The 23,191-nt window shown below is 54.2% G+C and carries 16 protein-coding genes; 4 read left to right on the top strand and 12 right to left on the bottom strand.

Annotation, left to right across the window (positions count from 1 at the left end; all coding sequences use genetic code 11):
* Nucleotides 1-20: 20 nt before the first annotated feature.
* Together A3193_RS04675 and A3193_RS04670 are read left to right on the top strand one after the other, a co-directional pair.
* The gene (locus tag A3193_RS04675; protein ID WP_069005029.1) at nucleotides 21-419 is read left to right on the top strand and encodes a hypothetical protein; all 399 of its coding nucleotides are present in this window, start codon (nucleotides 21-23) and stop codon (nucleotides 417-419) included.
* 71 nt (nucleotides 420-490) lie between these two features.
* Nucleotides 491-1,162 (top strand): YdcF family protein, encoded by a 672-nt coding sequence (locus A3193_RS04670; protein WP_069005028.1) that lies wholly within the window; start codon nucleotides 491-493, stop codon nucleotides 1,160-1,162.
* A gap of 135 nt (nucleotides 1,163-1,297) precedes the next feature.
* On the opposite strand, the gene A3193_RS04665 is transcribed toward A3193_RS04670, so the two are convergent.
* From A3193_RS04665 to glgC, 5 genes are all read right to left on the bottom strand, one after another.
* Nucleotides 1,298-2,536, bottom strand: coding sequence for an NAD(P)/FAD-dependent oxidoreductase (locus A3193_RS04665; RefSeq protein ID WP_069005027.1), 1,239 nt, complete (start codon nucleotides 2,534-2,536; stop codon nucleotides 1,298-1,300).
* 403 nt (nucleotides 2,537-2,939) lie between these two features.
* Entirely contained in the window at nucleotides 2,940-6,827 is a 3,888-nt protein-coding gene (gene purL / locus A3193_RS04660; RefSeq protein WP_069005026.1) for a phosphoribosylformylglycinamidine synthase, read from the bottom strand.
* A gap of 924 nt (nucleotides 6,828-7,751) precedes the next feature.
* A complete protein-coding gene (gene malQ / locus A3193_RS04655) occupies nucleotides 7,752-9,242 on the bottom strand; it encodes a 4-alpha-glucanotransferase (protein ID WP_069005025.1) in 1,491 nt (496 codons plus the stop codon).
* A 51-nt stretch (nucleotides 9,243-9,293) separates the two neighbouring features.
* The gene (locus tag A3193_RS04650) at nucleotides 9,294-11,009 is read right to left on the bottom strand and encodes a glycoside hydrolase family 57 protein (protein ID WP_069014201.1); all 1,716 of its coding nucleotides are present in this window, start codon (nucleotides 11,007-11,009) and stop codon (nucleotides 9,294-9,296) included.
* Nucleotides 10,999-12,264, bottom strand: coding sequence for a glucose-1-phosphate adenylyltransferase (gene glgC / locus A3193_RS04645; RefSeq protein ID WP_069005023.1), 1,266 nt, complete (start codon nucleotides 12,262-12,264; stop codon nucleotides 10,999-11,001). Before glgC ends, A3193_RS04650 begins: the two co-directional genes overlap by 11 nt.
* Nucleotides 12,265-12,614: 350 nt before the next feature.
* Here glgC and glgB point away from each other — a divergent pair, with 350 nt between their 5' ends.
* Nucleotides 12,615-14,798, top strand: coding sequence for a 1,4-alpha-glucan branching protein GlgB (glgB, locus tag A3193_RS04640; RefSeq protein WP_069014200.1), 2,184 nt, complete (start codon nucleotides 12,615-12,617; stop codon nucleotides 14,796-14,798).
* Nucleotides 14,799-14,844: 46 nt separating this feature from the next.
* Here glgB and pgi read toward each other — a convergent pair whose 3' ends face one another.
* Nucleotides 14,845-16,497, bottom strand: a complete 1,653-nt coding sequence (pgi, locus tag A3193_RS04635) for a glucose-6-phosphate isomerase (protein ID WP_069014199.1) — start codon at nucleotides 16,495-16,497, stop codon at nucleotides 14,845-14,847.
* Between the two features lie 277 nt (nucleotides 16,498-16,774).
* On the opposite strand from pgi, the gene glgA reads away from it, so the two are divergent.
* Entirely contained in the window at nucleotides 16,775-18,229 is a 1,455-nt protein-coding gene (gene glgA / locus A3193_RS04630; protein ID WP_069014198.1) for a glycogen synthase GlgA, read from the top strand.
* Nucleotides 18,230-18,326: 97 nt separating this feature from the next.
* Here glgA and panD read toward each other — a convergent pair whose 3' ends face one another.
* From panD to pcnB, 6 genes are all read right to left on the bottom strand, one after another.
* On the bottom strand, nucleotides 18,327-18,707 hold the full coding sequence (gene panD / locus A3193_RS04625) for an aspartate 1-decarboxylase (protein ID WP_069005019.1): 381 nt from the start codon (nucleotides 18,705-18,707) through the stop codon (nucleotides 18,327-18,329).
* A gap of 328 nt (nucleotides 18,708-19,035) precedes the next feature.
* Entirely contained in the window at nucleotides 19,036-19,893 is an 858-nt protein-coding gene (panC, locus tag A3193_RS04620) for a pantoate--beta-alanine ligase (protein WP_071933778.1), read from the bottom strand.
* The gene (panB, locus tag A3193_RS04615; RefSeq protein ID WP_069005018.1) at nucleotides 19,890-20,690 is read right to left on the bottom strand and encodes a 3-methyl-2-oxobutanoate hydroxymethyltransferase; all 801 of its coding nucleotides are present in this window, start codon (nucleotides 20,688-20,690) and stop codon (nucleotides 19,890-19,892) included. Before panB ends, panC begins: the two co-directional genes overlap by 4 nt.
* A 14-nt stretch (nucleotides 20,691-20,704) precedes the next feature.
* Nucleotides 20,705-21,358: a deoxynucleoside kinase gene (locus tag A3193_RS04610; protein WP_305782001.1), complete on the bottom strand. Its 654-nt coding sequence runs from the start codon at nucleotides 21,356-21,358 to the stop codon at nucleotides 20,705-20,707.
* Entirely contained in the window at nucleotides 21,342-21,839 is a 498-nt protein-coding gene (gene folK / locus A3193_RS04605) for a 2-amino-4-hydroxy-6-hydroxymethyldihydropteridine diphosphokinase (RefSeq protein WP_069014197.1), read from the bottom strand. The genes A3193_RS04610 and folK overlap by 17 nt, the downstream gene beginning before the upstream one ends.
* Nucleotides 21,832-23,154, bottom strand: a complete 1,323-nt coding sequence (pcnB, locus tag A3193_RS04600) for a polynucleotide adenylyltransferase PcnB (RefSeq protein WP_083218336.1) — start codon at nucleotides 23,152-23,154, stop codon at nucleotides 21,832-21,834. The genes folK and pcnB overlap by 8 nt, the downstream gene beginning before the upstream one ends.
* Between the last annotated feature and the right edge of the window lie 37 nt (nucleotides 23,155-23,191).

Genomic DNA, 23,191 nt, shown 5'->3' with positions numbered 1-23,191 from the left:
TGTCGTAAGGGAGTCCCGATATGAAAAAAGTCTCTATAAAAAACCTGTTGTTCATTTCGCTGCTGGTATTCACCCTCGGATTGATGGGCTGTCGTACCGAGCCGATCTACAATGTGCAGGATTCTCCGGTTAACACCATAGGCAAAACCACTTCCACCAACATCAAAAAAGCCATTATGTCTGCCGGTGCTGGTCTTGGTTGGCGCATGAAAGAGGTGAAACCAGGCCATATCGTTGCATCCATCATGCTGCGCGGCACCACCGCTTCTGTGGATATTCCCTTCAACAAGAAGACCTACAGCATTGTTTACAAAAGCAGTAATGGTCTGAAATATGACGGTTCCAAGATCAACAAGCAGTACAACAAGTGGATCGTTAATCTGGATAACGCCATTCAACAACGCTTGATCGCGATGTAAGTTGTCCCCTGTCCCCGTGCATGCCAATGCACGGGGATGGATTCAATAGCACACAGCTCTCAGCCTAAGCCATGCAATTCGACCCTGAACGGGGCGCAATCGATTGGGATGGACTCTGGACCTTCGGCCTCTCCCTGATACTACTGATCGTCGGTATCGGTATCCCGCTGCTGATCAGCCTGATCTATGTCTACCGCACCGCAAAGTCTGCACCCAATGAGTGCGATTGTGACAGTCTCCTGGTCTTCGGTAAGCGACTGACCAAACAGGGCATAGACCAGGATTACCACCTGCGACTGGAAAAAACCCTCGAGCTGATGCGGAACAATCCGCAATCGACCCTGCTGCTGGTGGGAGGCGCCGCGCCGGGAGAGAATCTCACTGAAGCACAGGCCGGCCGGGATTATCTGATCGGCAAAGGCATCGGGGAGTCACGCCTGCGCTTGGAGCAACAGTCCCAGAACACCCTGGAAAATCTGCAGCATGCCAGAACCATGCTGTCGCAGCAGGATGCCTATCCGGTGGCGTTGATCAGCAATCGCTATCATCTGGCACGTATCAGTACCATCGCCACCAGCCTCAGCCTGAATCATCAACTCTGTGCCAGCGAAGCAGCACTCAGGTTCAGTCCGCTGCTACTGCCCCGTATGATCATCGAAGCTTGGTATATCCTCTGGTTCAATACCGGTAAGAGCTGGTCCAGACTGATTCGCAGCCAGCGCATGCTCAATCGCGTCACATAAAACCAGGAAGCTATTTCAGAAGACGTGGCAGAGAGTGCCATAGCACGGTTCGACCCGGGTAGAAATCCGTGTCGGTATGTATCGTGTTTGTTGGATTCTACCCGGTATGCCGAACGGCATACCGGGTGGCTTAGCTCAGCCGTACTGGGCGCAGGCCTTGGCAATCACCGTGACGGTCCGCTGATGGTCCCGCACACAGGGATTGTCGTGATCCCAGACATATCCGGCGAGTACTGAACAGATCTGATCCTGCAACTCATCCGGTTTGACGGCACTGTAGAAGATGGTCGGCAGGCGATTGTCGTACCAGGCGGTGACAAAGGTCCTGAAGGTATCCACACCCATCATCAGGTGATCCGCATAGTCTGTCTGCCAATCCACACTTTCGCCCTGGAGTTGACGGATCAGGGTCTTTGCTGCCCGATTGGATGACTCCAGCGCCAGAGTGACGCCGGATGAAAAGACCGGATCGAGGAATTCGGTGGCATTACCCATCAACGCAAAACCTTTGCCATGCAGCTTTTTGGCGGATATGGAATAGCCATTGATTCGCCTTACCGGAAAGGTGAACTCGGCGTCTTTCAGACGCCCTCTGGTATTCTTGTTATCGTCGATGATCGCCCGCAGCTTCTCATCCGGATCCTCTGGATAGCGGGCCAGAAAGTCTGGCTTGGCGACCACGCCAACCGAGGTTTTACCATTTGAAAACGGGATGATCCACATCCAGGCGTTATCCGGATCGTCCAGGGAACAGATCCAGATCCGGCCCTCCCCGTCCCCTTCCGGGCGAATGTCACCGGTGACATGGGTAAAGTAGGACTCACGCAGCGGTAGCATGGAGTTCTCATCGAGATCCAGCAGACGGGGCAGTACCCGGCCATAGCCGCTGCCATCCAGAATAAACCGGGCCGTTATACTGGCCTGTTCACCCTGCTCATCCTCCAGCATCGTGGTGGAGCTGCCATCATCAGCGAAGTTCACGTCGGTGACACCGTGGCCCCAGAGCACAGGAACACCACGGGCTTCGACACTTTCGGCCAACACCTTATCAAAATCCTCACGAGGTACCTGATAGGTATACTTCCAGCCTTGGGTGAACTGTTGTGAGAACTGGAAGGTACAGGTCTCATCACCGCGTTTGAAAACCGCGCCATCCTTAACCATGAATTTCTGATCCTGAACAACTCCAAGCAGGTCAGCCTCTTCGAGCAGATCCATGCAGTGAGGCAAAAGGCTCTCACCGATCACAAACCGTGGAAACCGCTGCTTCTCAACCATCATGCAGTTGAATCCAGCTTTGTGAATCAGCGCGGCAGCCGTGGCACCGGCCGGCCCGGCGCCAATAATCAGTACATCTGTATCGTATGTCTTCATGATGTTCCTTCAGAGTGTTGACTCGATAAGTTTAGATAAGGTCGATGACGTCGATCAAATCAGCGCTTATCTCAAGCTGTAACGACCACATCCCAATGATCCTGCGATGTCATCCTTGATGGCTTGTTTTTAAATTCTTCGGGCTCAATGCAGTGGCATCGAGCGATGTTACTTTACTTTGTTTATGAACAGCTTACCAGCATCTCGGGAGAGCATTACTAACTCTATTGATTTAGCTCATTTTGAACAAAGAGCTGGTTACTGAACAGCTTCAAAATATAGGACTGCTTTGCCGGCCAGAGCACAATCAACAAGCAGATTTTTGCTGGTATTTCAGCAACCTGCTGAGTTGAAATGACAAAGACTTGGTGATTGTCAGTGGCTCAAGCCGCCCAACCGCTGATCACTCCACCCAGCGGCGGGCGTTTCGGAACAGGCGCAGCCAGGGGGCATCCTCTCCCCACCCATCCGGATGCCAGGAGTGCTGAACCGTTCGGGTTACCCGCTCCGGATGGGGCATCATGATGGTGACCCGACCATCCCGGCTGCAAAAACCGGTCATGCCTTCAGGGGATCCATTCGGATTGGCCGGATATCGGCTCGCCACATCACCACTGTTCTCCAGATAGCGCAGGGCCATCAGCTCACGGGCCTGTGACAACTGTTCCTGACTGCGGAACTCGGCCCGCCCCTCACCATGTGCCACCGCGATCGGCAGACGGGAGCCCTGCATGCCGGCCAACAGGATAGAGGGTGATTCAGTCACTTCAACGGTGACAAATCTGGCTTCAAACTGTTCGGATCGATTTCGCACGAAGTGGGGCCAATGCTCGGTACCCGGAATCAGCTCATGCAGATTGGATAGCATCTGGCAGCCGTTACAGACCCCCAGTGCAAAGCTGTCGGAACGGTTGAAGAAATCCGCAAAGGTCTCCCTCGCCCGCTCGTTGAACAGTACCGATTTGGCCCAACCCTCACCGGCGCCGAGCACATCACCGTAGGAGAATCCACCACAGGCCACCAGACCTTTGAACTGATCGAGTCGACTTCGGCCTTCGATGATATCGGACATATGCACATCCACACATTCGAAGCCTGCGCGGTAAAAGGCGGCCGCCATCTCCAGCTGACCATTGACCCCCTGCTCCCGCAGGATGGCCATCGCCGGTCTGACTCCACTGGCGATCATCGGTGCGGCCACATCCTCTTCCGGATCAAAGCTGAGGCTGACCTGAATACCTGGATCCGCCTCCTCAAGTCGTTGATACTCCTCATCCGCACACTCGGGGTTGTCCCGCAAGGCCTGCATCCGGCGGCTGGTTTCCGACCAGGCCTGTTGAAAGACCTTGCGCTGATCCGCCACGACCGGACTGCCCGATCGATTGAATTCAATCCGATCATCGCTGTTGAGGGTGCCGATCACATGGCTGCAGCGCCCCAGTCCCGCATCGCTGAGCATTTTCAGGACATCATCGGTATCGTTGTGGCGTACCTGGATAACTGCGCCAAGTTCCTCGTTGAACAGAACCGCGCAATCCTCCTCTCCCAGATCATCGATATCGATGCTCACCCCGCAATGGCCGGCAAACGCCATTTCACAAACCAGAGCAAACAGACCGCCATCGGAGCGATCATGGTAGGCCAGTAGCAGGTTGCTCTGGTTCAGCTCCTGAATCAGATTGAAAAATCGCTGCATGGCGGCAGGATCATCCAGGTCCGCACCATGGTGACCAATCTGTTGATAGACCTGTGCCAGCGCCGAGGCACCCAACCGATTCATCCCCTTACCCAGATCGATCAGAATCAGATCGGTATCACCGAGGTCGCTGCGTAACTGGGGTGTAAGAGTGCGACGCACATCGGTAACCGGTGCAAAGGCAGAAATGATCAACGAGATCGGTGCGGTTACGGCCCGCTCCTCACCCTGCTCCTGCCAGACGGTTTTCATCGACATGGAGTCCTTACCGACCGGTATGGCAATGCCCAGTGCGGGACAGAGTTCCATGCCGACAGCCTTGACCGTGTCATACAGCTTCGCATCCTCACCGGGATGGCCGGCGGGCGCCATCCAGTTGGCTGAGAGTTTGATGTCGGACAGCTGGGCGATGGCCGATGCGGCGATATTGGTAATCGCCTCGCCGATGGCCATGCGTCCGGAGGCCGGTGCATCCAGCAGCGCCAGTGGCGTTCGCTCGCCCATCGCCATCGCCTCACCGGTGTAACCCATCAGACCGGAGGTGGTGACCGCCACATCCGCTACCGGCACCTGCCAGGGTCCAACCATCTGATCACGGGTCACCATGCCGGTGATCGAACGATCACCGATAGTGATCAGAAAGGTCTTGTTGGCCACGGTCGGTAGTTGCAACACCCGCAGAGCCGCCTCGTTCAGATCGATATCGGTAAAATCGAGTTCGGGTTTTTGAAACGTCTTGCGACGAACATCCTTAAGCATACGCGGCGGTTTGCCAAACAGCAGATTCATCGGGATATCGATGGGATTGTTGTCGAAATGGGCATCGCCGAGGATCAGCTGCTGTTCATCAACGGCCTCTCCCACCACGGCATAGGGGCATCGCTCCCGCTCACAGATCGCCTTGAACGCTTCCAGCTTGTTCACATCGACCGCCATCACATAGCGTTCCTGGGATTCGTTACACCAGATCTCCATCGGTGACATGCCCAGGTCGTCATTGGGTACGGCCCGCAGCTCAAACTGCCCACCCAGCCCGGCATCATGGACCAGCTCAGGCAAGGCGTTGGAGAGCCCCCCGGCACCCACATCGTGAATAAACAGGATGGGATTCTCCTCACCCCGGGCCCAACAGGCATCGATCACTTCCTGACAACGACGCTCCATCTCCGGATTCGAACGCTGTACCGAAGCAAAATCGAGATCCTCAGCCGAGGTACCGCTGGCCATACTGGAAGCGGCGCCACCACCCAGCCCGATCAGCATCGCCGGTCCACCCAGCACAATCAGCGGAGAGCCGCTGGGGAATGAGTGTTTTTCAATATGCTCCTTTCGGATGTTGCCCACCCCGCCTGCCAGCATGATCGGTTTGTGGTAACCGCGAACTTCTGCCCCATCAGGACCAGGCACTTCAGCCTCGTAAGTTCGAAAATAGCCGCACAGATTGGGGCGTCCGAATTCATTATTGAATGACGCAGCGCCGATCGGTCCCTCCAGCATGATATCCAGCGCCGAAACGATGCGTCCCGGTTTGCCGTATTCCACCTCCCAGGGCATCTCGGCATCGGGAAGTTTCAGATTGGAGACGGAGAACCCACACAGACCGGCTTTGGGTTTGGAGCCCTTACCCGTTGCACCTTCATCACGGATCTCACCGCCGGAACCGGTTGCCGCACCTGGATCCGGCGAGATAGCAGTCGGGTGATTATGGGTCTCAACTTTCATCAGAATGTTGATCTCCTCCTGCCCATAACCGTAGTTGAGGCTTTCCGGGTCGAGCACAAAGCGTTCCGCATCCGGCCCCTGTATTACCGCCGCATTGTCTTTATAGGCCGAAAGCACACCCGTGGGGGAGACCTGAGTGGTATTGCGAATCATCTTGAACAGAGAGTGGGGCTGGGACTCGCCGTCGATCACCCAGTCAGCATTGAAGATCTTATGTCGACAGTGCTCTGAATTCGCCTGGGCAAACATCATCAGCTCGACATCCGTTGGATTGCGCTGCAGCGACTGAAAACTCTCAACCAGGTACTCAATCTCATCCTCTGACAGGGCCAGCCCCAGACTCTGATTGGCACGCTTCAGGGCATCCAGTCCGCCTTTGATGACATCCACCTGTTTGTACTCAGCTGGTTCTGCCTGCTGGAACAGGCAGGTGGCATCCTCCGCATCCGACAGCACACTCTCTGTCATACGGTCATGCAGCAGTGCAGCGGCCTGCATAAACTGCTCACTGTTGAGCGGCTCTCCTTCGATACTCAGATAGTGGCCAATACCGCGTTCGATCCTTTGCACCTTCTCCAGGCCACAATGGTGAGCGATATCGGTCGCCTTGGATGACCAGGGAGAGAGGGTACCCGGCCGGGGTACGACCAGTAACAGGGTGCCACTCGGTGTTCTGGCAGGCAGTGACGGACCATAGCGCAGAATTGTCTCCAAAACCGCCTTCTCTTCAGTCTCCAGGGACTGCTCCACATTGGCAAAATGGAGATATTCAGATACCAGATCCACCGCAACACCAAGTTGCTCCGAAAGCCGTTTGGTCAGTTTTTGCAGGCGAAAATCGGAAAGTGCTGGGGCGCCACGGAGAATCAACATCGTCAAGCCTATGTCTTAGATTTGGAAAGGGGTAATGATACTCGAAAAAGCCCCTCACCCACAGACTTCATAGCTGGATTGGTTGTGGTGATGCCAGCGGCTGGGATCAAGCGGATTTCTGAAAATCATTGGTAAGGCCATCCGCAGCAAACAGACCCAATCTGTTCGAGTGGCCGGGCCGGTAGGAAAATTCCAGGCAAAAAAAAGGTAGTCCATCACTTCTCAAGCGAAACAATGGACTACCATGATTCGGCAACTGCCGAAAGTTCTCCTCCATAGAGATTCGTAAACAGGGGCTATATCAACCTTTTTAATTGCCTAAGACACTATCGATTAACCCATTGAGAATACCGCTGCGCTCGTCCTTTAAACAGCACCACGCTTCGAAAGGCTTGAACAGGTGGATGCCAAACGATTCGTCTCGCGAATCTGTCGTATCAATCAGGCCGAAGCGTTGAACGACAATCTCTTCAGTGCACTAAGGCGCTTTTTGAAATGGTATGAAAGGGAGTGCGAAGGAGCGCCATGGAGAGCGGCCCAATAGTGATCGCAGATCGAATTCCCTCTCTGACAAAATCCGTTTTATCCATGTCATCATCAGTGTGACTGCCGATAGGCTACCCCAGATTCACTGAGGATCAAAGCTGCCAACTGACTCATCAAAAGGGAAAATGCAGGCCCAGCCAATTAATGAGAACTGGATCACGCTGAAGGCGAATTTTCACCTATATTGATTTTTCTCAATGAAAGCCAGCTGTAGCAATGTTGAAATATGATCAAGTCAGCCAGAACACGTTTTCTGGTGGCTTATCTCCTCCATCCTCCTTTGGTATAGCCGCTTCGACGAAATGACGAAGCGGTTTTTTTTTGCCCGTACTGAACAGCCTGAGGTCTGAAGCCTAAGTGCTGCATAGGTTATAGCAATTAGCGGCCGTACATCTTTACCCGATGCATTAAACGGGATTCCGTTTCCGGCTTGACCATATCCCAATCGAATCGCCAATCCCAGTTGCCTTCGGTTGTACCCGGAGTATTCATACGATGGCTGCCGTCGAGACCCAGTATATCCTGCAACGGGATGATCGCCAGATTTGCCCGGGACGCCAGAGCTGAACGGATCATCGGCCAGGGCATGATCTCCCTTGGTTTACCCAGATAGTCGTCGACAAATTCCCGGGATTGATCATCCAGGCCGGTATACCAGCCCAAGGTGGTATCGTTATCGTGGGTTCCGGTATAGACCACCGCATCCTTGGTATGGTGGAAAGGCAGATAGGGATTGTCCGCGCCACCGGAGAAGGCGAACTGCAGAATCTTCATGCCGGGTAGATCACAGGCCTTGCGTAAGGCTTCAACCTCAGGGGTGATGACACCCAGGTCTTCTGCAACCAGCTCCAGCTCAGGCAATTCCCGGTAGAGTACCCCGAACAGCTCCTCTCCCGGCGCCTCCACCCAATGGCCGTTCACCGCGGTCTCTTCCTCGGCGGGTATTTCCCAATAGGCTTCAAATCCCCGGAAATGGTCAATCCGCAGCAGATCAAACAGGGTGGATTGGGCTTTGAGTCGATTCACCCAGAAACTGAAATTGTCTTCAGAAAGCTTATCCCAGCAATAGAGGGGATTACCCCAGCGCTGTCCAGTCTCAGAGAAATAGTCCGGAGGTACACCGGCAACAACCCGCGGATGTCCATCCTCCAACAGATCAAAAATCTCCCGATGGGCCCACACCTCGGCGCTGTCGTGCGCAACGAAGATCGGCACATCACCAAACAGCAGAATCCCCCGCTCGTTGGCATACTGTTTGAGACACATCCACTGGGTGTAGAACAGATACTGTTCGAAACAAACCGTCTGGATTACCGACTTGAGTCTGGCTCTGGCCATAGCCAGTGCCTGTGGTTTCCGATCCCGTAGGGTGACATGCCAATCCCACCAGCAGGCACTCTCTTCCTGTTTCAAAGCCTGGAACAGTGCGTAATCTTCAAGCCAGTGTTTCTGTTCGGCGATAAAGCGCTGATAATCATGGCGCTCCTCATCACTGGCGGACTCATGAAATCGTTTGCCGGCGTTATGTATCGCGTTGGTCTTTTCCTCGTCAGAGATCGGCGCTTCCGGCATCTCATCCAGCCAGCCCCGCTCAAGCAGCATCTCCAGGCTGATCAATCGGGGGTTCCCCGCATAGACTGAACTGCTCTGATAGGGCGAGTTATCATGCATGGTTGGGCCAATTGGCAATATCTGCCAAACGGTCATCCCGGAGGCCACCAGAAAATCGACAAAGCGATAGGCATTGCTGCCCAGATCCCCTACAGTCGCAGGCCCTGGCAGTGAGGTGACATGGAGCAGTACACCGGCCCGGCGACGTTTCAACAGGCTGTGAACAGGTTGAAGCTGCGGGTCGGCCGCCTCATTCATAGGTCATTCCCGGCAATGGACGGCGAACTGTTGCGCAAGTTCGTATTGGTGTTAATCATTCTTTTTCATCACTCCGCCCTGCACCGGCGCTCCGCTGCCTACGGCAAAAACTTCGGAAAGATAGTCCGGTACTGCCTCACCCAGCAGCTCGAACAGATGAGAGAGCTGGCTGCGGAACAGTTGTTCAAAATCGCTTACGGTGGACTCGGGATTGTAGTCACCGAACCACCAAAACCAATCGGAACCTTCACAGATTGCCAACTGCTTTTCAATTTCCCTCAGCTGGTCATCGGAAAAATTCTTGGTGTCCAGGACCTGGTCATAAACCTTTTTAGCCTCACCCAACATATCCCAGGCGCGATTCTTATCGCGATCACCGATCCAGGTGGTAAAGGTGCCATAAACCCAGCTACCGGCCACCAGCTTGGAGAGTCTTGGCGAGAGTTTCTTCTGTCGATCCAACACTTCGGAAAAGGTGGTCAGTCTCAAGCGGGGATGCTGCGACAACCTTTCATACATGGCATTGAGAAAGTAGCTGCCGTTGTAAGGGTAGTATTCCCAGGCATTTTCTCCATCCATGATGATTGATACCACCGCATCCGGATCCCCTTTACAGGAGTCGGCGATATTGACCAGGTGATTGATCAGATCCCCGACCGCATCATCGGCATGCCACTCACCATAGGTGAATCCAATCAGATCCGACAGGCCGTCATCGCGAAAGAACATGTTGAGGTGCCCCTCCTGGACGTGGTATGCGGAGTGCACCCAGTTATCGGGCAGCTGGGAATCCCCGCCTCCAGCCATCAGGCTGTTACTCAACACCTGTTGTCCGGTGGCCGCCCAGTTGAATCCCTCCTCTTCCAACATTTTCAGGGTGGCTTCACTGACACCACCTTCTGATGGCCAGCACCCTTTGGGTCGAAAGCCGAAATGTTTTTCAAATACCTCCAATCCCTTGCGCATATGCCATCTCGCACGGGACTCGCCGCCCGGGTACTGCTCCAGATCGGGCATATGAATCGAAGGCAAGGCGTCCTTGGCTGAATCCATATCGATCATCAACGGCACGATGGGATGGGCATAGGGGGTGACCGAGAGTTCCACCTGGCCCGATTTTGCCAAATCGGTATAGCGGCCGGGTAAACCCTGCAGCACTTCCCCGATCAACTCCATCAAGCGCCGGCGATCATCGGAATTGAATCCCCGACCCTTGGCCTGCAGCGATCTGACACGCAGGTCGTTGACCCGCTGACACTCACCCACCCAGGCCAGGTGGTACCAGACCAGCAGGTCGACCAGACACTGATCGTTGAGATAGCCGACCATGCGGTCGTTTTCCAGTGTGTGCTTGACCAGGTCGGCCAGCTCATTGAAGTGTTTGAAGCGGCTGATCAGACGATGTTCATTGGCCCGCATACAGGCACTGATCAATTCTTTGCGGTAGGCCTCATCCACCGGCAGTCCAGGACCGGCCAGGGCGGCCAGCAGAGGATCCTTGATCAACTGCCCCGTTTTCAGCCAGGCTGCAATCTGCTCACTGTAGTCATCGATCTGTTCAAGCAGTACGGGGGCGAAATTCACCACCGCCTTGGCATCCGGCACATGTTCAAGATGGGCCGCCATATCAGAGTAGTCCTTCAGCCCATGCAGATAGACCCAGGGCAGCAGATAATCACTGCCCTCCGGCCCTTTGTAGTAGGGCTGATGCATATGCCAGCAGAAAACCACCTGCAGGCGGTTATCTTGATGTTCGCTATCTGACATGGTGTAGAACCTGACCCAACATTTCCGGCGTCACCAGGACAACGCCCTTTTCACTGACATAGAATCGCTCCGCATCCGCAGCGGGGTCTTCGCCGATAATCGTACCTTCCGGGATATCACAACCCCGATCGATCACCGCTTTGTTGATTCTGCAGTTACGCCCGATATTGACATCAGGCAGCACCACGGTCTGATTCACACTACTGTAAGAGTTGACCCGCACATTGGAAAACAGCAGAGAATTGGTCACCTTGGCGCCGGAGATCACACACCCCCCCGAGACCATGGAGTCCACCGCCATGCCGCGCCGCTCTTCATCATCAAACACGAACTTGGCGGGGGGCAGTTGCTCCTGATAGGTCCAGATGGGCCAGCTGCGATCGTAGAGATTGAGTGGCGGTGTGACACCGATCAGCTCCAGATTGGCGGTCCAGAATGCATCGATGGTACCCACATCACGCCAATAGGCCTGTTTGCCACTGGTAGAGTCGGTGAACGGATAGGCCAGCACCCGGTATTTTTCGATCACCTGGGGAATGATGTCCTTACCGAAATCGTGAGAGGATTGCGGCATATCCGCATCCCGGATCAGTTGTTCAAACAGAAACTTGCGGTTGAATACGTAGATCCCCATAGAGGCCAGAGCCAGATTATCATGTCCCGGAATCGGTTTGGGGTCGGCCGGTTTTTCACTGAATTCACTGACCCAGTTATCAGAGTCCACGGTCATCACGCCAAACTCCTTGGCACTTTCCAAATCCACCGTCAGGCAACCTACGGTCATGTCGGCACCGGATTCAACATGCTCGGCGATCATGGTGCCATAGTCCATTTTATAGATATGGTCGCCCGCCAGAATCAGCACATAGTCCGGATTGTGGCTGCGCAGGATATCCAGATTCTGGTAGACCGCATCTGCCGTACCCTCATACCAACTGCTCTCAATCCGCTGTTGCGCCGGCAATAACTCGACAAATTCTCCGAACTCCCCACGCAGGAAGTTCCAACCACGCTGGATATGCAGCAGCAGGGAGTGGGCTTTGTATTGGGTAAGTACACCAACTCGGCGTATCCCTGAGTTGATGCAGTTGGATAGGGGAAAATCGACAATTCGAAACTTCCCACCGAAGGGAACCGCCGGCTTGGAGCGCCACTTGGTCAGATGCTTGAGTCTGGAACCACGTCCACCTGCTAGGATCAGCGCAAGGGTATTTCTTGTCAACAGACTGACAAAGCGCTGGCTCTGGTCTATCATCGAGAGTTCCTCCATAGCCGTTAGGCCAACAATAACTGCCGTTTTTAAGTCTTTCCCTGGTTCACTCATTTACGAGCCAGGATCTTGTGTAGTGTCTCATACTAATGCACGCTTAATTATGATGCAGCGCAGAGTTGGAGCCGCTGCGAAGCTGCATCCGGGCGGGATAACAACTCATCGTACGCACCATTGCCTGACATGAAGGGGGGTGCCACTCCCTGCGTCACCTGCCTGGCGGCCAATGTCTTGGCGTTACACTACAAAAGCGCATTAGTATGAGACACTACACCAGACTATGGTAACATCATGTTCCCTTCAAGGCGTACTCCAAGAAGCAGGTTTTCTTAACTATGAAAAGCCAAAAGACAAACACAATCAGCGAAGCCATGCAACGCATTATCGATGCATGCCACCATGACCCGTTTGAGGTTTTAGGGTGTCATGTCAATGCAGGTGTTTGTCAGATCAACCTGTTTTTACCCCATGCGGAAAAGGTCAGCCTGGCTGAGTCGGGGCAGCAGATTCCTCGGGTCAGCGGTACTGATTTTTTCTCCCTGTCATTGCCGGCTGATCAGGTCGGTGATCACTATCTGCTGAATTGGCAGGATAAATTCGGCCAGAGCCACAGTAATCACGACCCCTACAGCTTTTCCGCCCAGTTGCCGGAATTCGACATGCATCTGTTCAATGAGGGCAAACATCGCCATGTCTACCGCTTTTTCGGTTCCCATAGCCATCAGGCAGAGGGTATCGATGGGGTGCTGTTCGCGGTATGGGCACCGAATGCCACCCGTGTTTCGGTGGTCGGGAATTTCAATCAATGGGATGGCCGTATTCATCCGATGCGTTCCCGGGGCGGTTCCGGGGTATGGGAGCTGTTCATACCTGAACTCAAACCCGGCTCTCTCTACAAGTTCGAAATCCGCACCCAGGAGGGTCATGTCTCTTTGAGGACCGACCCCTATGGCAACTATTTTCAGCGCCGACCGGAAACGGCCGCCGTGGTGATCGCCGATGATCACTACAGCTGGCAGGATGAAGAGTGGATCAACACCCGGGCCACCACGAATTGGCAGCAACAGCCCATGTCGGTCTATGAAGTCCATCTCGGCTCATGGCGCCGGGATGAACAGGGTGATTTTCTCAACTACCGGGATCTTGCCCATCAGCTCTGTGATCATGTCAAGGCCGTCGGTTTTACCCATATCGAGCTGTTACCCATCACCGAACACCCCTTTGACGGCTCCTGGGGGTATCAGACAACCGGCTATTTCGCTCCGACCAGTCGCTTCGGTACGCCGGACGATTTTCGCTATTTCATCGATCATCTGCATCAGAACGGGATAGGCGTTCTACTCGACTGGGTGCCGGCCCACTTCCCCAAAGATCGCCATGCACTGGCGGAGTTTGACGGCACCGCGCTCTACGAACATGAAGATCCCCGCAAGGGTGAACACCGGGACTGGGGCACCCTGATCTTCAATTTCGGACGCAACGAAGTCAGAAATTTTCTCATCTCCAGCGCCATCTACTGGCTTGAAGAGTTTCATCTCGACGGTCTGCGGGTCGATGCGGTTGCCTCCATGCTCTATCTGGACTACTCCAGGGAGCCGGGGGACTGGGTGCCCAATCAATATGGCGGCCGGGAGAACCTGGAAGCCGTCGATTTCCTGCGTGAGCTGAACAGTGTTACACACGATCTTCACCCGGGCACCATGATGATCGCTGAAGAGTCCACCGCCTGGCCTCAGGTCTCACGACCCACTTGGCTGGGTGGATTGGGATTCAGCATGAAATGGAACATGGGCTGGATGCATGACAGCCTCTCCTACATGTCACAGGATCCGATCTATCGCCACTATCACCACGACCTGCTGACCTTCGGCCTGCTCTATGCCTTCACTGAGAATTTTGTCTTGCCTTTCTCCCATGATGAGGTGGTTCACGGCAAGGGCTCGATGATCGACAAAATGCCTGGGGATGACTGGCAAAGATTTGCCAATCTACGGCTGCTCTATACCTACATGTTTACCTATCCCGGTAAAAAGCTGCTCTTCATGGGCAGTGAATTTGCCCAGGGGCGGGAGTGGAATGATGATGACGCCCTGGATTGGTATCTTCAGGATTATCCTCACCACCGGGGAATCACAACCCTGCTGACCGATCTGAACAGATTATACCGGGAGTCCCCCAGCCTGCATCAGAATGAGTTCGAATTCTCCGGTTTTGAGTGGATCGACTGTCACGACAGTTCCCAGTCGATTCTCAGTTACGCACGCAAGGACCGGGACGGCAATGAGTTACTGATCGTACTCAACTTCACACCGGTGCCCAGGGACAACTATCGGATCGGTGTCAATCGGCCTGGACAGTACCAGGAGATCATGAACTCCGATTCCGAGTTTTACGGCGGTTCCAACATGGGCAATGGCAAACCGCTGGATACTGAGAAAGTCTCCTGGATGGGTAGGGATCATTCAATCATCCTCACCCTGCCCCCATTGGGCGCAATCATCCTCAAAGGAAGTCACTAGGGCCTGTTAACACCAATCCAACAGCCCCTGAAATTGACCTGTTTGGTCACCGGGTCGGCAACCGATGCCGGTGGAAATAGTTGATCAATCCATTGGTTGAGCTGTCATGTTTCAGCTCGGCCTGCTCTTGCAGCAGTTCCGGCTGGATGACACCCGCCAGCTGTTTACCCAGCTCGACCCCCCATTGATCGAATGAGTTGACCTGCCAGATCATGCCCTGCACAAAAATCTTGTGCTCATACAGGGCGATCAACGAACCCAAACGAGATGGGGTGATCTTGTCGATCAGCAGGGTGTTGCTGGGGCGATTGCCTGGGAAAATCTTGTGCGGCAGCAGATCGACAATCTGCTCCGGCGACATACCCGCCTGCTCCATCTCCTCACGTGCCTCGGTACGGTTCTTACCTCTCATCAGGGCCTCTGTTTGAGCCAGGCAGTTGGCAAACAGTTTCTGATGATGGTCGGTGGATTCATTCTGACTGTTCACCGGAATGATAAAATCGCAAGGGATGATCTGGGTGCCCTGATGAATCAGCTGATAGAAGGCATGCTGACCATCGGTGCCGGCAGCCCCCCAGATAACCGGCCCGGTTGCGTACTCCACCGGTCTGCCAAAACGGGTCACCCGTTTACCATTGCTCTCCATGTCCGCCTGCTGGAGATAGTCCGGCAGATACCTCATGAACTGATCGTAGGGGAGTATGGCATGACTGTGAAAGCCGGCAAAGTTGACATACCAGATACCCAGCAGGGCCATGATGACCGGCATGTTCTGAGACAGATCCGCATGCAGAAAGTGCTGGTCCATCTCATGGGCACCCTCCAACAGCTCATAGAAGCGTGGCATACCAATGGCGATGGCGATCGGCAGTCCAATCGCAGACCAAAGGGAGTAGCGTCCACCCACCCAATCCCAGAATTCGAACATGTTCTGAGTATCGATACCGAACTCAGCGACCTTTTCGGCGTTGGTGGAGACCGCAACGAAGTGGCGGGCTACAGCCGCCTGATCCTTGAGACTATCCAATAGCCATGCTCTGGCCGTGGCCGCATTGGTCAGGGTCTCTTGAGTGGTGAAGGTCTTGGATGCCACCACGAACAGGGTGGTCTCCGGATTCAGCCCACTGAGGGTATCGTGAATATGGCTGGCATCCACATTGGATACGAAATGGAGACGCAGATCATCCCGCTGATAGGGCTTCAACGCCTCACAGACCATCAATGGCCCGAGATTGGAGCCGCCAATACCGATATTGACCACATCGGTAATGGACTTGCCGCTGTAGCCTTTCCAATCTCCGGAGCGTACCTGCTCAGTGAATGAAGCCATCTTCTCCAGGATGGCGTTGACGCCGGGCATTACATCCTCGGCATCGAACCAGATCGGTTGATTACTGCGATTCCTCAGTGCGACATGCAGTACCGCCCTGTCTTCCGTGATATTGATGCGCTCTCCAGAAAACATCCGGCGACGCCAGCCGTCCAGGTCGATACTGTTGGCCAACGCCAGTAACAGCTTCATGGTCTGGCTGGTGATGCGATTCTTCGAATAGTCGAGCAGTATGCCGCACTGCCTGATCGACAGCTGCTCGGAGCGTTCAGGCCCCTGTTGAAACAGTTCGCGCATCTGGACCGATTCCATATCCTGCCAATGCGACTCTAGTGCGCGCCACTCATCCGTCTGATGTATCTCTGTCATGATCGCTCTTTTCTTATATTATGTTTGGCCTTCAGATTTGAGGACCGGATTGTGCGAGATAGTATGAAGATACCCGCATCAGTGCAAGGAGGGCAAAACGATTGCACCATACTCCATCGACACACTGACTATTCTATCCGAGGTCACTGCACTAGCCCATACACCCCAATCCGGAGGCACAGAATCAATCTGCAACAGAATAATGGTTGCGTTGAGAATTGAAATAATGCTTACATTGGTTCTTTTAATCGAAAACAGTGTGGAATAGCAACTAACGATGAAGATCCTCTATGCCAGCAGCGAAGTGGCACCTCTCATCAAGACTGGCGGCTTGGCTGACGTAGCCGGCAGTCTGCCCGCTGCGCTGAACCATATTGGCATGGACTGCCGCCTGATCGTTCCAGGCTATCCCCAGGTACTCGCCAAAGCGGATAATCTGCAAAAGGTGTCTGAGCTGCAAGTCGATGGCAGTACGGTCACGCTGCTCCAGGGGGAGTGTGGCCCCCATCAGGTACCGATGTATGTAGTCGATGCACCCAGATGGTTCGATCGCCCAGGCAATCCCTATCTCACGCCGGAGGGCTATAACTGGCCCGACAATGCTGACCGGTTCATGCTCTTTTGTCAGGTGGCCGTCTTGGTTGCTCTGGACAGGGCCGGCCTCGACTGGCAGCCGGAAGTTGTTCATGCCAACGATTGGCAGACCGGCTTGATCGCCCCCCTGCTGCAGCCTGAGGAGCAGCGTCCAGCCACCCTGTTCACCATACACAACCTGGCCTATCAGGGCCTGTTTGACTGGGCGACCTTTCTTCGACTCGGTCTCGATAAATCGCTCTGGACCCATCACGCCCTGGAGTTCCATGACCAACTCTCATTCATCAAAGGGGGGATTGCTCTGTCCGACCGGGTCAATACGGTCAGTCCCACCTATGCGGAAGAGATCAAAACCGCTGAGTTCGGCTATGGCCTGGAGGGCTTGCTGCAATACCGCGCCAGCCATTTCAGCGGCGTCCTCAACGGCATCGACTACCATCAGTGGGATCCACTCAACGATCCCCACATCGACACCCCCTACTCCATCGACAGCTTCCCGGCCAAACGCAATAACAAACTGGCGCTGCAACGGGAGTTCGGACTGCCTGAGGATGAGTATATTCCCTTGTTCGGATATGTCGGTCGGCTGGTGGATCAGAAGGGTGTCGACCTGATCCTGCAGGTTCTGCCGGGGCTCATGGACTCAGGAGCTCAGCTGGTACTGCTGGGATCCGGGGACCATAGCCTGCAAAGCGCACTGGAAAAGATCAGTAACCGATACCATAGCCGGGTGGGTATCACCATCGGTTACGATGAGGGACTCTCCCATCGTATCGAGGCCGGCAGCGACTGTTTTCTGATGCCTTCCCGATTCGAACCTTGCGGCTTGAACCAGATGTACAGCCTGAGATATGGCACTGTGCCGATTGTCCGGCGTACCGGCGGATTGGCGGATAGTGTCGTCGATGTCACACCGCACACACTGGCGAATGGCACTGCCACGGGTTTTGTCTTTGATAACGCCGACGGCAGCAGCCTATGGGGCGCGATTGAACACGCCATCAATTTCTACCGACGCTCAGGCAGTGACTGGGATATACTTGCCATGACCGGCATGCAGCAGGATCTGAGTTGGGAGGCCAGTGCGCAGCACTACCTTGAACTTTACCAGACATCGATCGACGATCCTGGTCTCTGATTAGCCACAGCTTGACCAAGAGCAGGATTGAAGCCCTGAAAGTGAACTATTTCGTCACTCGCTAAAGAGGTGGTGGTTGGGCTGAGTGATATCCCGCTCAGGCTGCCTGAATCGGAATGGCGTCACCGGTACGAAGCACCTGATTCTCTTCGTTCAGATAGACCAGGCTTGGTTTGAATCCTTTCATCTCATCCGCATCCAGACCGGCATAGGCACAAATAATCACGCGATCGCCCGGATTGGCTTTGTGCGCCGCAGCGCCATTGACGGAAATTACCCGAGAACCCGCCTCGGCCAGAATGGCGTAGGTTGTGAACCTTTCACCGTTGGTCACGTTATAGATTTGGATCTGTTCGTACTCATGGATGCCTGCCAGCTGCATCAGCTCGGCATCAATGGCACATGAGCCTTCGTAGTCCAATTCTGAGTGGGTGACACATGCCCTGTGTAGCTTGCACTTGAGTAATGTCAGCTGCATGGATTCATGACCTTTATGGTGAAAATTTTAAATCTAGCCAACCCAAACCGGGCATAGATCCCAAGTTTAGACTGTAACTGGCCGGTAATTATCCGCGATTATGACTCAGCTATCAATAACAAATGCTGCTATGCAGCATTTTATTCTTTTATGGGTGATTCCAGCTCTGAAAAACCCTTCTCTCACAGGCTATTAAGTCTAATTTCTTTGTTTTATCTGATACTTACCATGAGTCAATTAAGTATTAACTAAAGCTATTATGATTTCCAATTCTATTATAATTTACAGAAAGATTAAACAATCTGTAACAATTTGAGCCAAATTGGTGCTATTCGACCAGCAGATTGTCGATCAGTCGGGTCGTCCCCAGGTGGGCGGCGGCGAGAATCACCAGCCGAGGATCAGCTTCAGCGGGCAGAGCCAGGTCATCCGCATTACGAATCACATAGTAATCAGGCTGGAACCCGGCAGCGAGGAGTTTCTCCCGGGCCTCGGACTCGACACGGGTAAAATCCCGCTGCCCCCCGGCCAGGGCCTGGGCTGTCTGTTGCATTATCCGGAAAAGCTGAGGTGCTATCTGCCGCTGTTCCTCGTTGAGATAGCCATTGCGGGAACTCTTTGCCAGACCATCCTCCTCACGTACCGTTTTCAGACCGAGGATATCAACCGGAAGGCAGAGATCTTCCACCATCCGGCGAATCACCATCAACTGCTGGAAATCCTTCTCACCGAACACGGCAAGATCCGGCTGCACCATATTGAAGAGTTTGCATACCACGGTAGCGACACCCACAAAATGGCCGGGGCGACTGGCGCCACACAGCACATCGGAGATTTCCGGTACTTCCACACGGGTCTGTTGTGCCTGGCCTGCGGGGTAGACGACCTCCGGTGTCGGTGCAAACAGCAGATCGACGCCCGCCTCGAGCAGTTGCTGCTTGTCGGCATCCAGGGTGCGGGGATAATCCTCGAAATCCTCTCCGGCGCCAAACTGCAAAGGATTGACGAAAATACTGACCACCACTCTCTGGGCACGCCTTTTGGCTTCAGTCACCAGGGCCAGATGACCCGAGTGAAGATTGCCCATGGTGGGTACAAAACCGATCTTCTCGCCATGTGATCGCCAGCTGTGAACCATCTGGCGCAAGGGGGCTATCTGGTCGTAGGTCAGCAGTGAACCACTCATGAAAAACTGTGCTCCTTGGTGGGGAAATCAGCTTGCTTGACGGCTGTGGAATAGGCCTTGATCGCCTCTTCTATGGTTCGGCCGGAGTGGAGAAAATTCTCCACGAAACTGGGTGGATGTGGATTGATTCCCAGCATGTCGTAGAGCACCAACACCTGTCCGTCACAATCCACTCCTGCACCAATACCAATCACCGGAATGGTTAATTTCCGACTGATCCTGGCCGCCAGTTGATCCGGAACACACTCCAGAACCAGCAGATCGATTCCCGCCTCTTCGAGGGCAACCGCATCATCCAGGATCTGCTCAGCATCCCGCTCACCTCGGCCCTGTACCCGGTAGCCACCCAGCTTATGTACCGACTGGGGCAGCAGACCCAGATGACCGCAAACCGGGATGCCCTGGCCAGACAGTTGACGAATGGTCTGCAAATGAATCGCACCACCCTCCAGTTTCACCATCTGAGCGCCCCCCTCTTTCATCAACCGTCCGGCCGATTCCAGTGCCAGTTCAGGGGAGCGATAACTCATGAAAGGCATATCGGAGACCAACAGGGCATGGTTTCTGGCACGGGCTACATTGCGAGTGTGGTAGATCATCTCATCGAGGGTTACCGGCAGTGTGCTCTCCTGTCCCTGGATCACCATCCCCAGGGAATCTCCCACCAGGATTACATCGACACCTGCCGACTCGATCAGCTGGGTGAAACTGGCATCATAGCTGGTCAATACGGAGATTTTTTCACCCGCCGATTTCATTTCCACCAGGCTTCTGATTGTAATGTTCTTTCTGCTCATATGACTCCACTCATTCAGAGTGACATGGTTGGATTGAGATACCGCCGGTCAGGACCTTCGCTGCTGATATGCTCAATCAACAGATCAAAATCCCGTTGCCGTTCCAACGGATTGATCTCTGCCGCATTGATGATCAGTAGAGGCGATCGATCATAATAGTAAAAAAAGTCTGTATAGGCATCACAGAGTTTTTTCAGATAGTCCGCCTCGATGGTCTTCTCCTGTGGACGGGCACGCTTTTTTATCCGTTTCATAAGCGTGTCCACCGGCGCTTGTAGATAGACCACTAAATCGGGTGGAGGTGCCTGCAAGGTCAACTGTTGATAGACCTGTTCATAGAGCGCCAGCTCATCCTTATCGAGATTGATCTGGGCAAACAGACGATCCTTCTCAAGCATAAAATCGGCAATCAATTGCTGACGAAACAGATCATCCTGGACAAGCCCGTTCCACTGTCTGCTGCGCTGAAACAGAAAAAACAGCTGAGCCGGTAGTGCCGCCTCTCTGGGGTTCTCATAGAAGCGCTGTAGAAACGGATTCTCCTCCGCACCTTCCAGTAACATCTCACTCTGGAAGTGGTTGGCCAGACGCCGCACCAGGCTGGTCTTACCCACGCCGATCGGCCCCTCCACAACTAAAAACCGGGGCATCTCAGGCAAGTCGTTCAATATCACGCCTCTCTATGCCAGTGGACAACGTCTGCAGTGAGCCCAGACCGGGAATCCTCAGATCAGCGGGAGCAATTTCAAGCAGCGGCAGCACGACAAAACTCCGTTTGGCGATCTCTGGATGAGGGACAATCAAGCGTGGCGTATCGATTGTCTGATCACCATACAGCAGCAGATCCAGATCGAGGCTACGAGGTCCCCAGCGACGCTCCCGCACCCGGTGGTGTTGCTGCTCAAGCAGCTGTAAGGCGTCGAGCAGAGAGTCGGCTGCCAATGTGGTGGTGAGGTGGGCAGCAGCATTGATGAAATCGTCTTGATCCTGAGGCCCGAGCGGACGACTCCGATAGAGGGATGAGTGGCTCACCATCATGCTGTCCGGTAACTGCGCAAGCTCTGCCAGTGCGCTCTCCACTTGCCATTTCGGGTTTTGAAGATTACTGCCCAGACCGATATAGACAGCGACCGACGCTGGATCATTCATCAACGGTTTGAGTCTTTTTCCGGCGCTTTCTGCGACGTCTGCCCCGACCGCGCCTTCCCTGCTCGGTCATCGACACCTTCTCCTCTCCATTGGCGTGTTGATAGAGAGTCCACCAATCGGCCAACTCCTGATCGACCTCACCCGACTCAGCGCGTAATAACAGAAAATCGTAGGCGGCGCGGAATTTGGGATGGCTGGCCAGCCGTTGTGGACGTTTGCCCTGCCGCTGGGTGAAACGCGCCTGCAGTTGCCAGATGTCACGCATCGGGTAGCTGAAGCGTTTCGGTATCGAAACATGCTTGGCCTGCTCACTTAATACTTCAGCCGCCGCATTCTGCAGTGCCTCAAGAGGATGTGCACCCTCCGCTTCAAACCTCTCAGCTCGCAACCTGACCGGTTCCCACAACAGAACCGCAAACAGGAAGGCCGGAGTCACTGATTTACCCTGGCTCAGACGGTCATCGGTATTCGCCATGCCCCGATTGACAAAGGTGATGGGGAATTCATGATCCTCATGGGAGAGCGCTTCTTCGGTGGCGGGAAAGAGCTGTCCGAACAGCTCATAATGGCGCAGCTTTTCAAAGCTCTCCAGCGCCGCCCCACCAAGAAACAGCTTCAACACCTCTTCATAGAGCCGTGCTGAAGGAACTTCACCCAACAGCGGAGCAAACCTGGCGATCGGCGCTTCAGTGGCAGGCTCAATCACAAAACCAAGTTTTGCGGCGAAGCGGATCGCCCTCAGCAGGCGTACCGGATCCTCCCGGTAGCGACTCTCCACATCTCCCAACAACCGGATGACGCCCTGCTGAAGGTCGACCATGCCGTTGGCGAAATCGACCACCGAAAAATCATCGATATTGTAGTAGAGGGCATTGATGGTGAAATCCCGTCGCTGAGCATCCTCTTCCAGGGTGCCGTAGACGTTATCCCTGAGTATCATGCCGTTTTCCACCTGGCGATCCCCCGCCTCAGTGGTCTTTTGATTACTTCGAAAGGTGGCTACCTCTATAATTTCACGGCCAAAATGGACATGGGCCAGGCGGAAACGCCGGCCGATCAGGCGACAGTTGTTGAAGACTTGCTTGACCTCTTCCGGCCGGGCATTGGTAGCCACATCAAAATCTTTTGGCTCACGACCAAGCAGCAGATCACGCACACCACCACCCACCAGGTAGGCCTCATATCCGGACTTACTCAGCCGGGTGAGCACCTTGATGGCGTTGTTACTGATGTTGGCGCGGGAAATATTGTGTTCGTTTCTCGGTATCTGTATGGCGGACACAGAATCTCCGCTGTTCAGTCCAGTTGCCTGGATCTGACCATTAACCAATCCGGAAAACTTCTTTTTGAGC

It is taken from the genome of Candidatus Thiodiazotropha endoloripes (genome assembly GCF_001708965.1).
Classification (GTDB): Bacteria; Pseudomonadota; Gammaproteobacteria; order Chromatiales; family Chromatiaceae; genus Thiodiazotropha; species Thiodiazotropha endoloripes.
This window is presented reverse-complemented; position numbering and strand designations above follow the sequence as displayed.

Coding starts and splice junctions, on each gene's coding strand:
- malQ (WP_069005025.1), bottom strand. CDS start 9,242: ATGAATGAGGCGGCCGACCCGCAGCTTCAACCTGTTCACAGCCTGTTG.
- glgB (WP_069014200.1), top strand. CDS start 12,615: ATGAAAAGCCAAAAGACAAACACAATCAGCGAAGCCATGCAACGCATT.
- folK (WP_069014197.1), bottom strand. CDS start 21,839: ATGAATGATCCAGCGTCGGTCGCTGTCTATATCGGTCTGGGCAGTAAT.
- A3193_RS04670 (WP_069005028.1), top strand. CDS start 491: ATGCAATTCGACCCTGAACGGGGCGCAATCGATTGGGATGGACTCTGG.
- panC (WP_071933778.1), bottom strand. CDS start 19,893: ATGAGTGGTTCACTGCTGACCTACGACCAGATAGCCCCCTTGCGCCAG.
- purL (WP_069005026.1), bottom strand. CDS start 6,827: ATGTTGATTCTCCGTGGCGCCCCAGCACTTTCCGATTTTCGCCTGCAA.
- panB (WP_069005018.1), bottom strand. CDS start 20,690: ATGAGCAGAAAGAACATTACAATCAGAAGCCTGGTGGAAATGAAATCG.
- A3193_RS04675 (WP_069005029.1), top strand. CDS start 21: ATGAAAAAAGTCTCTATAAAAAACCTGTTGTTCATTTCGCTGCTGGTA.
- panD (WP_069005019.1), bottom strand. CDS start 18,707: ATGCAGCTGACATTACTCAAGTGCAAGCTACACAGGGCATGTGTCACC.
- A3193_RS04650 (WP_069014201.1), bottom strand. CDS start 11,009: ATGTCAGATAGCGAACATCAAGATAACCGCCTGCAGGTGGTTTTCTGC.
- glgC (WP_069005023.1), bottom strand. CDS start 12,264: ATGATAGACCAGAGCCAGCGCTTTGTCAGTCTGTTGACAAGAAATACC.
- A3193_RS04665 (WP_069005027.1), bottom strand. CDS start 2,536: ATGAAGACATACGATACAGATGTACTGATTATTGGCGCCGGGCCGGCC.
- pgi (WP_069014199.1), bottom strand. CDS start 16,497: ATGACAGAGATACATCAGACGGATGAGTGGCGCGCACTAGAGTCGCAT.
- glgA (WP_069014198.1), top strand. CDS start 16,775: ATGAAGATCCTCTATGCCAGCAGCGAAGTGGCACCTCTCATCAAGACT.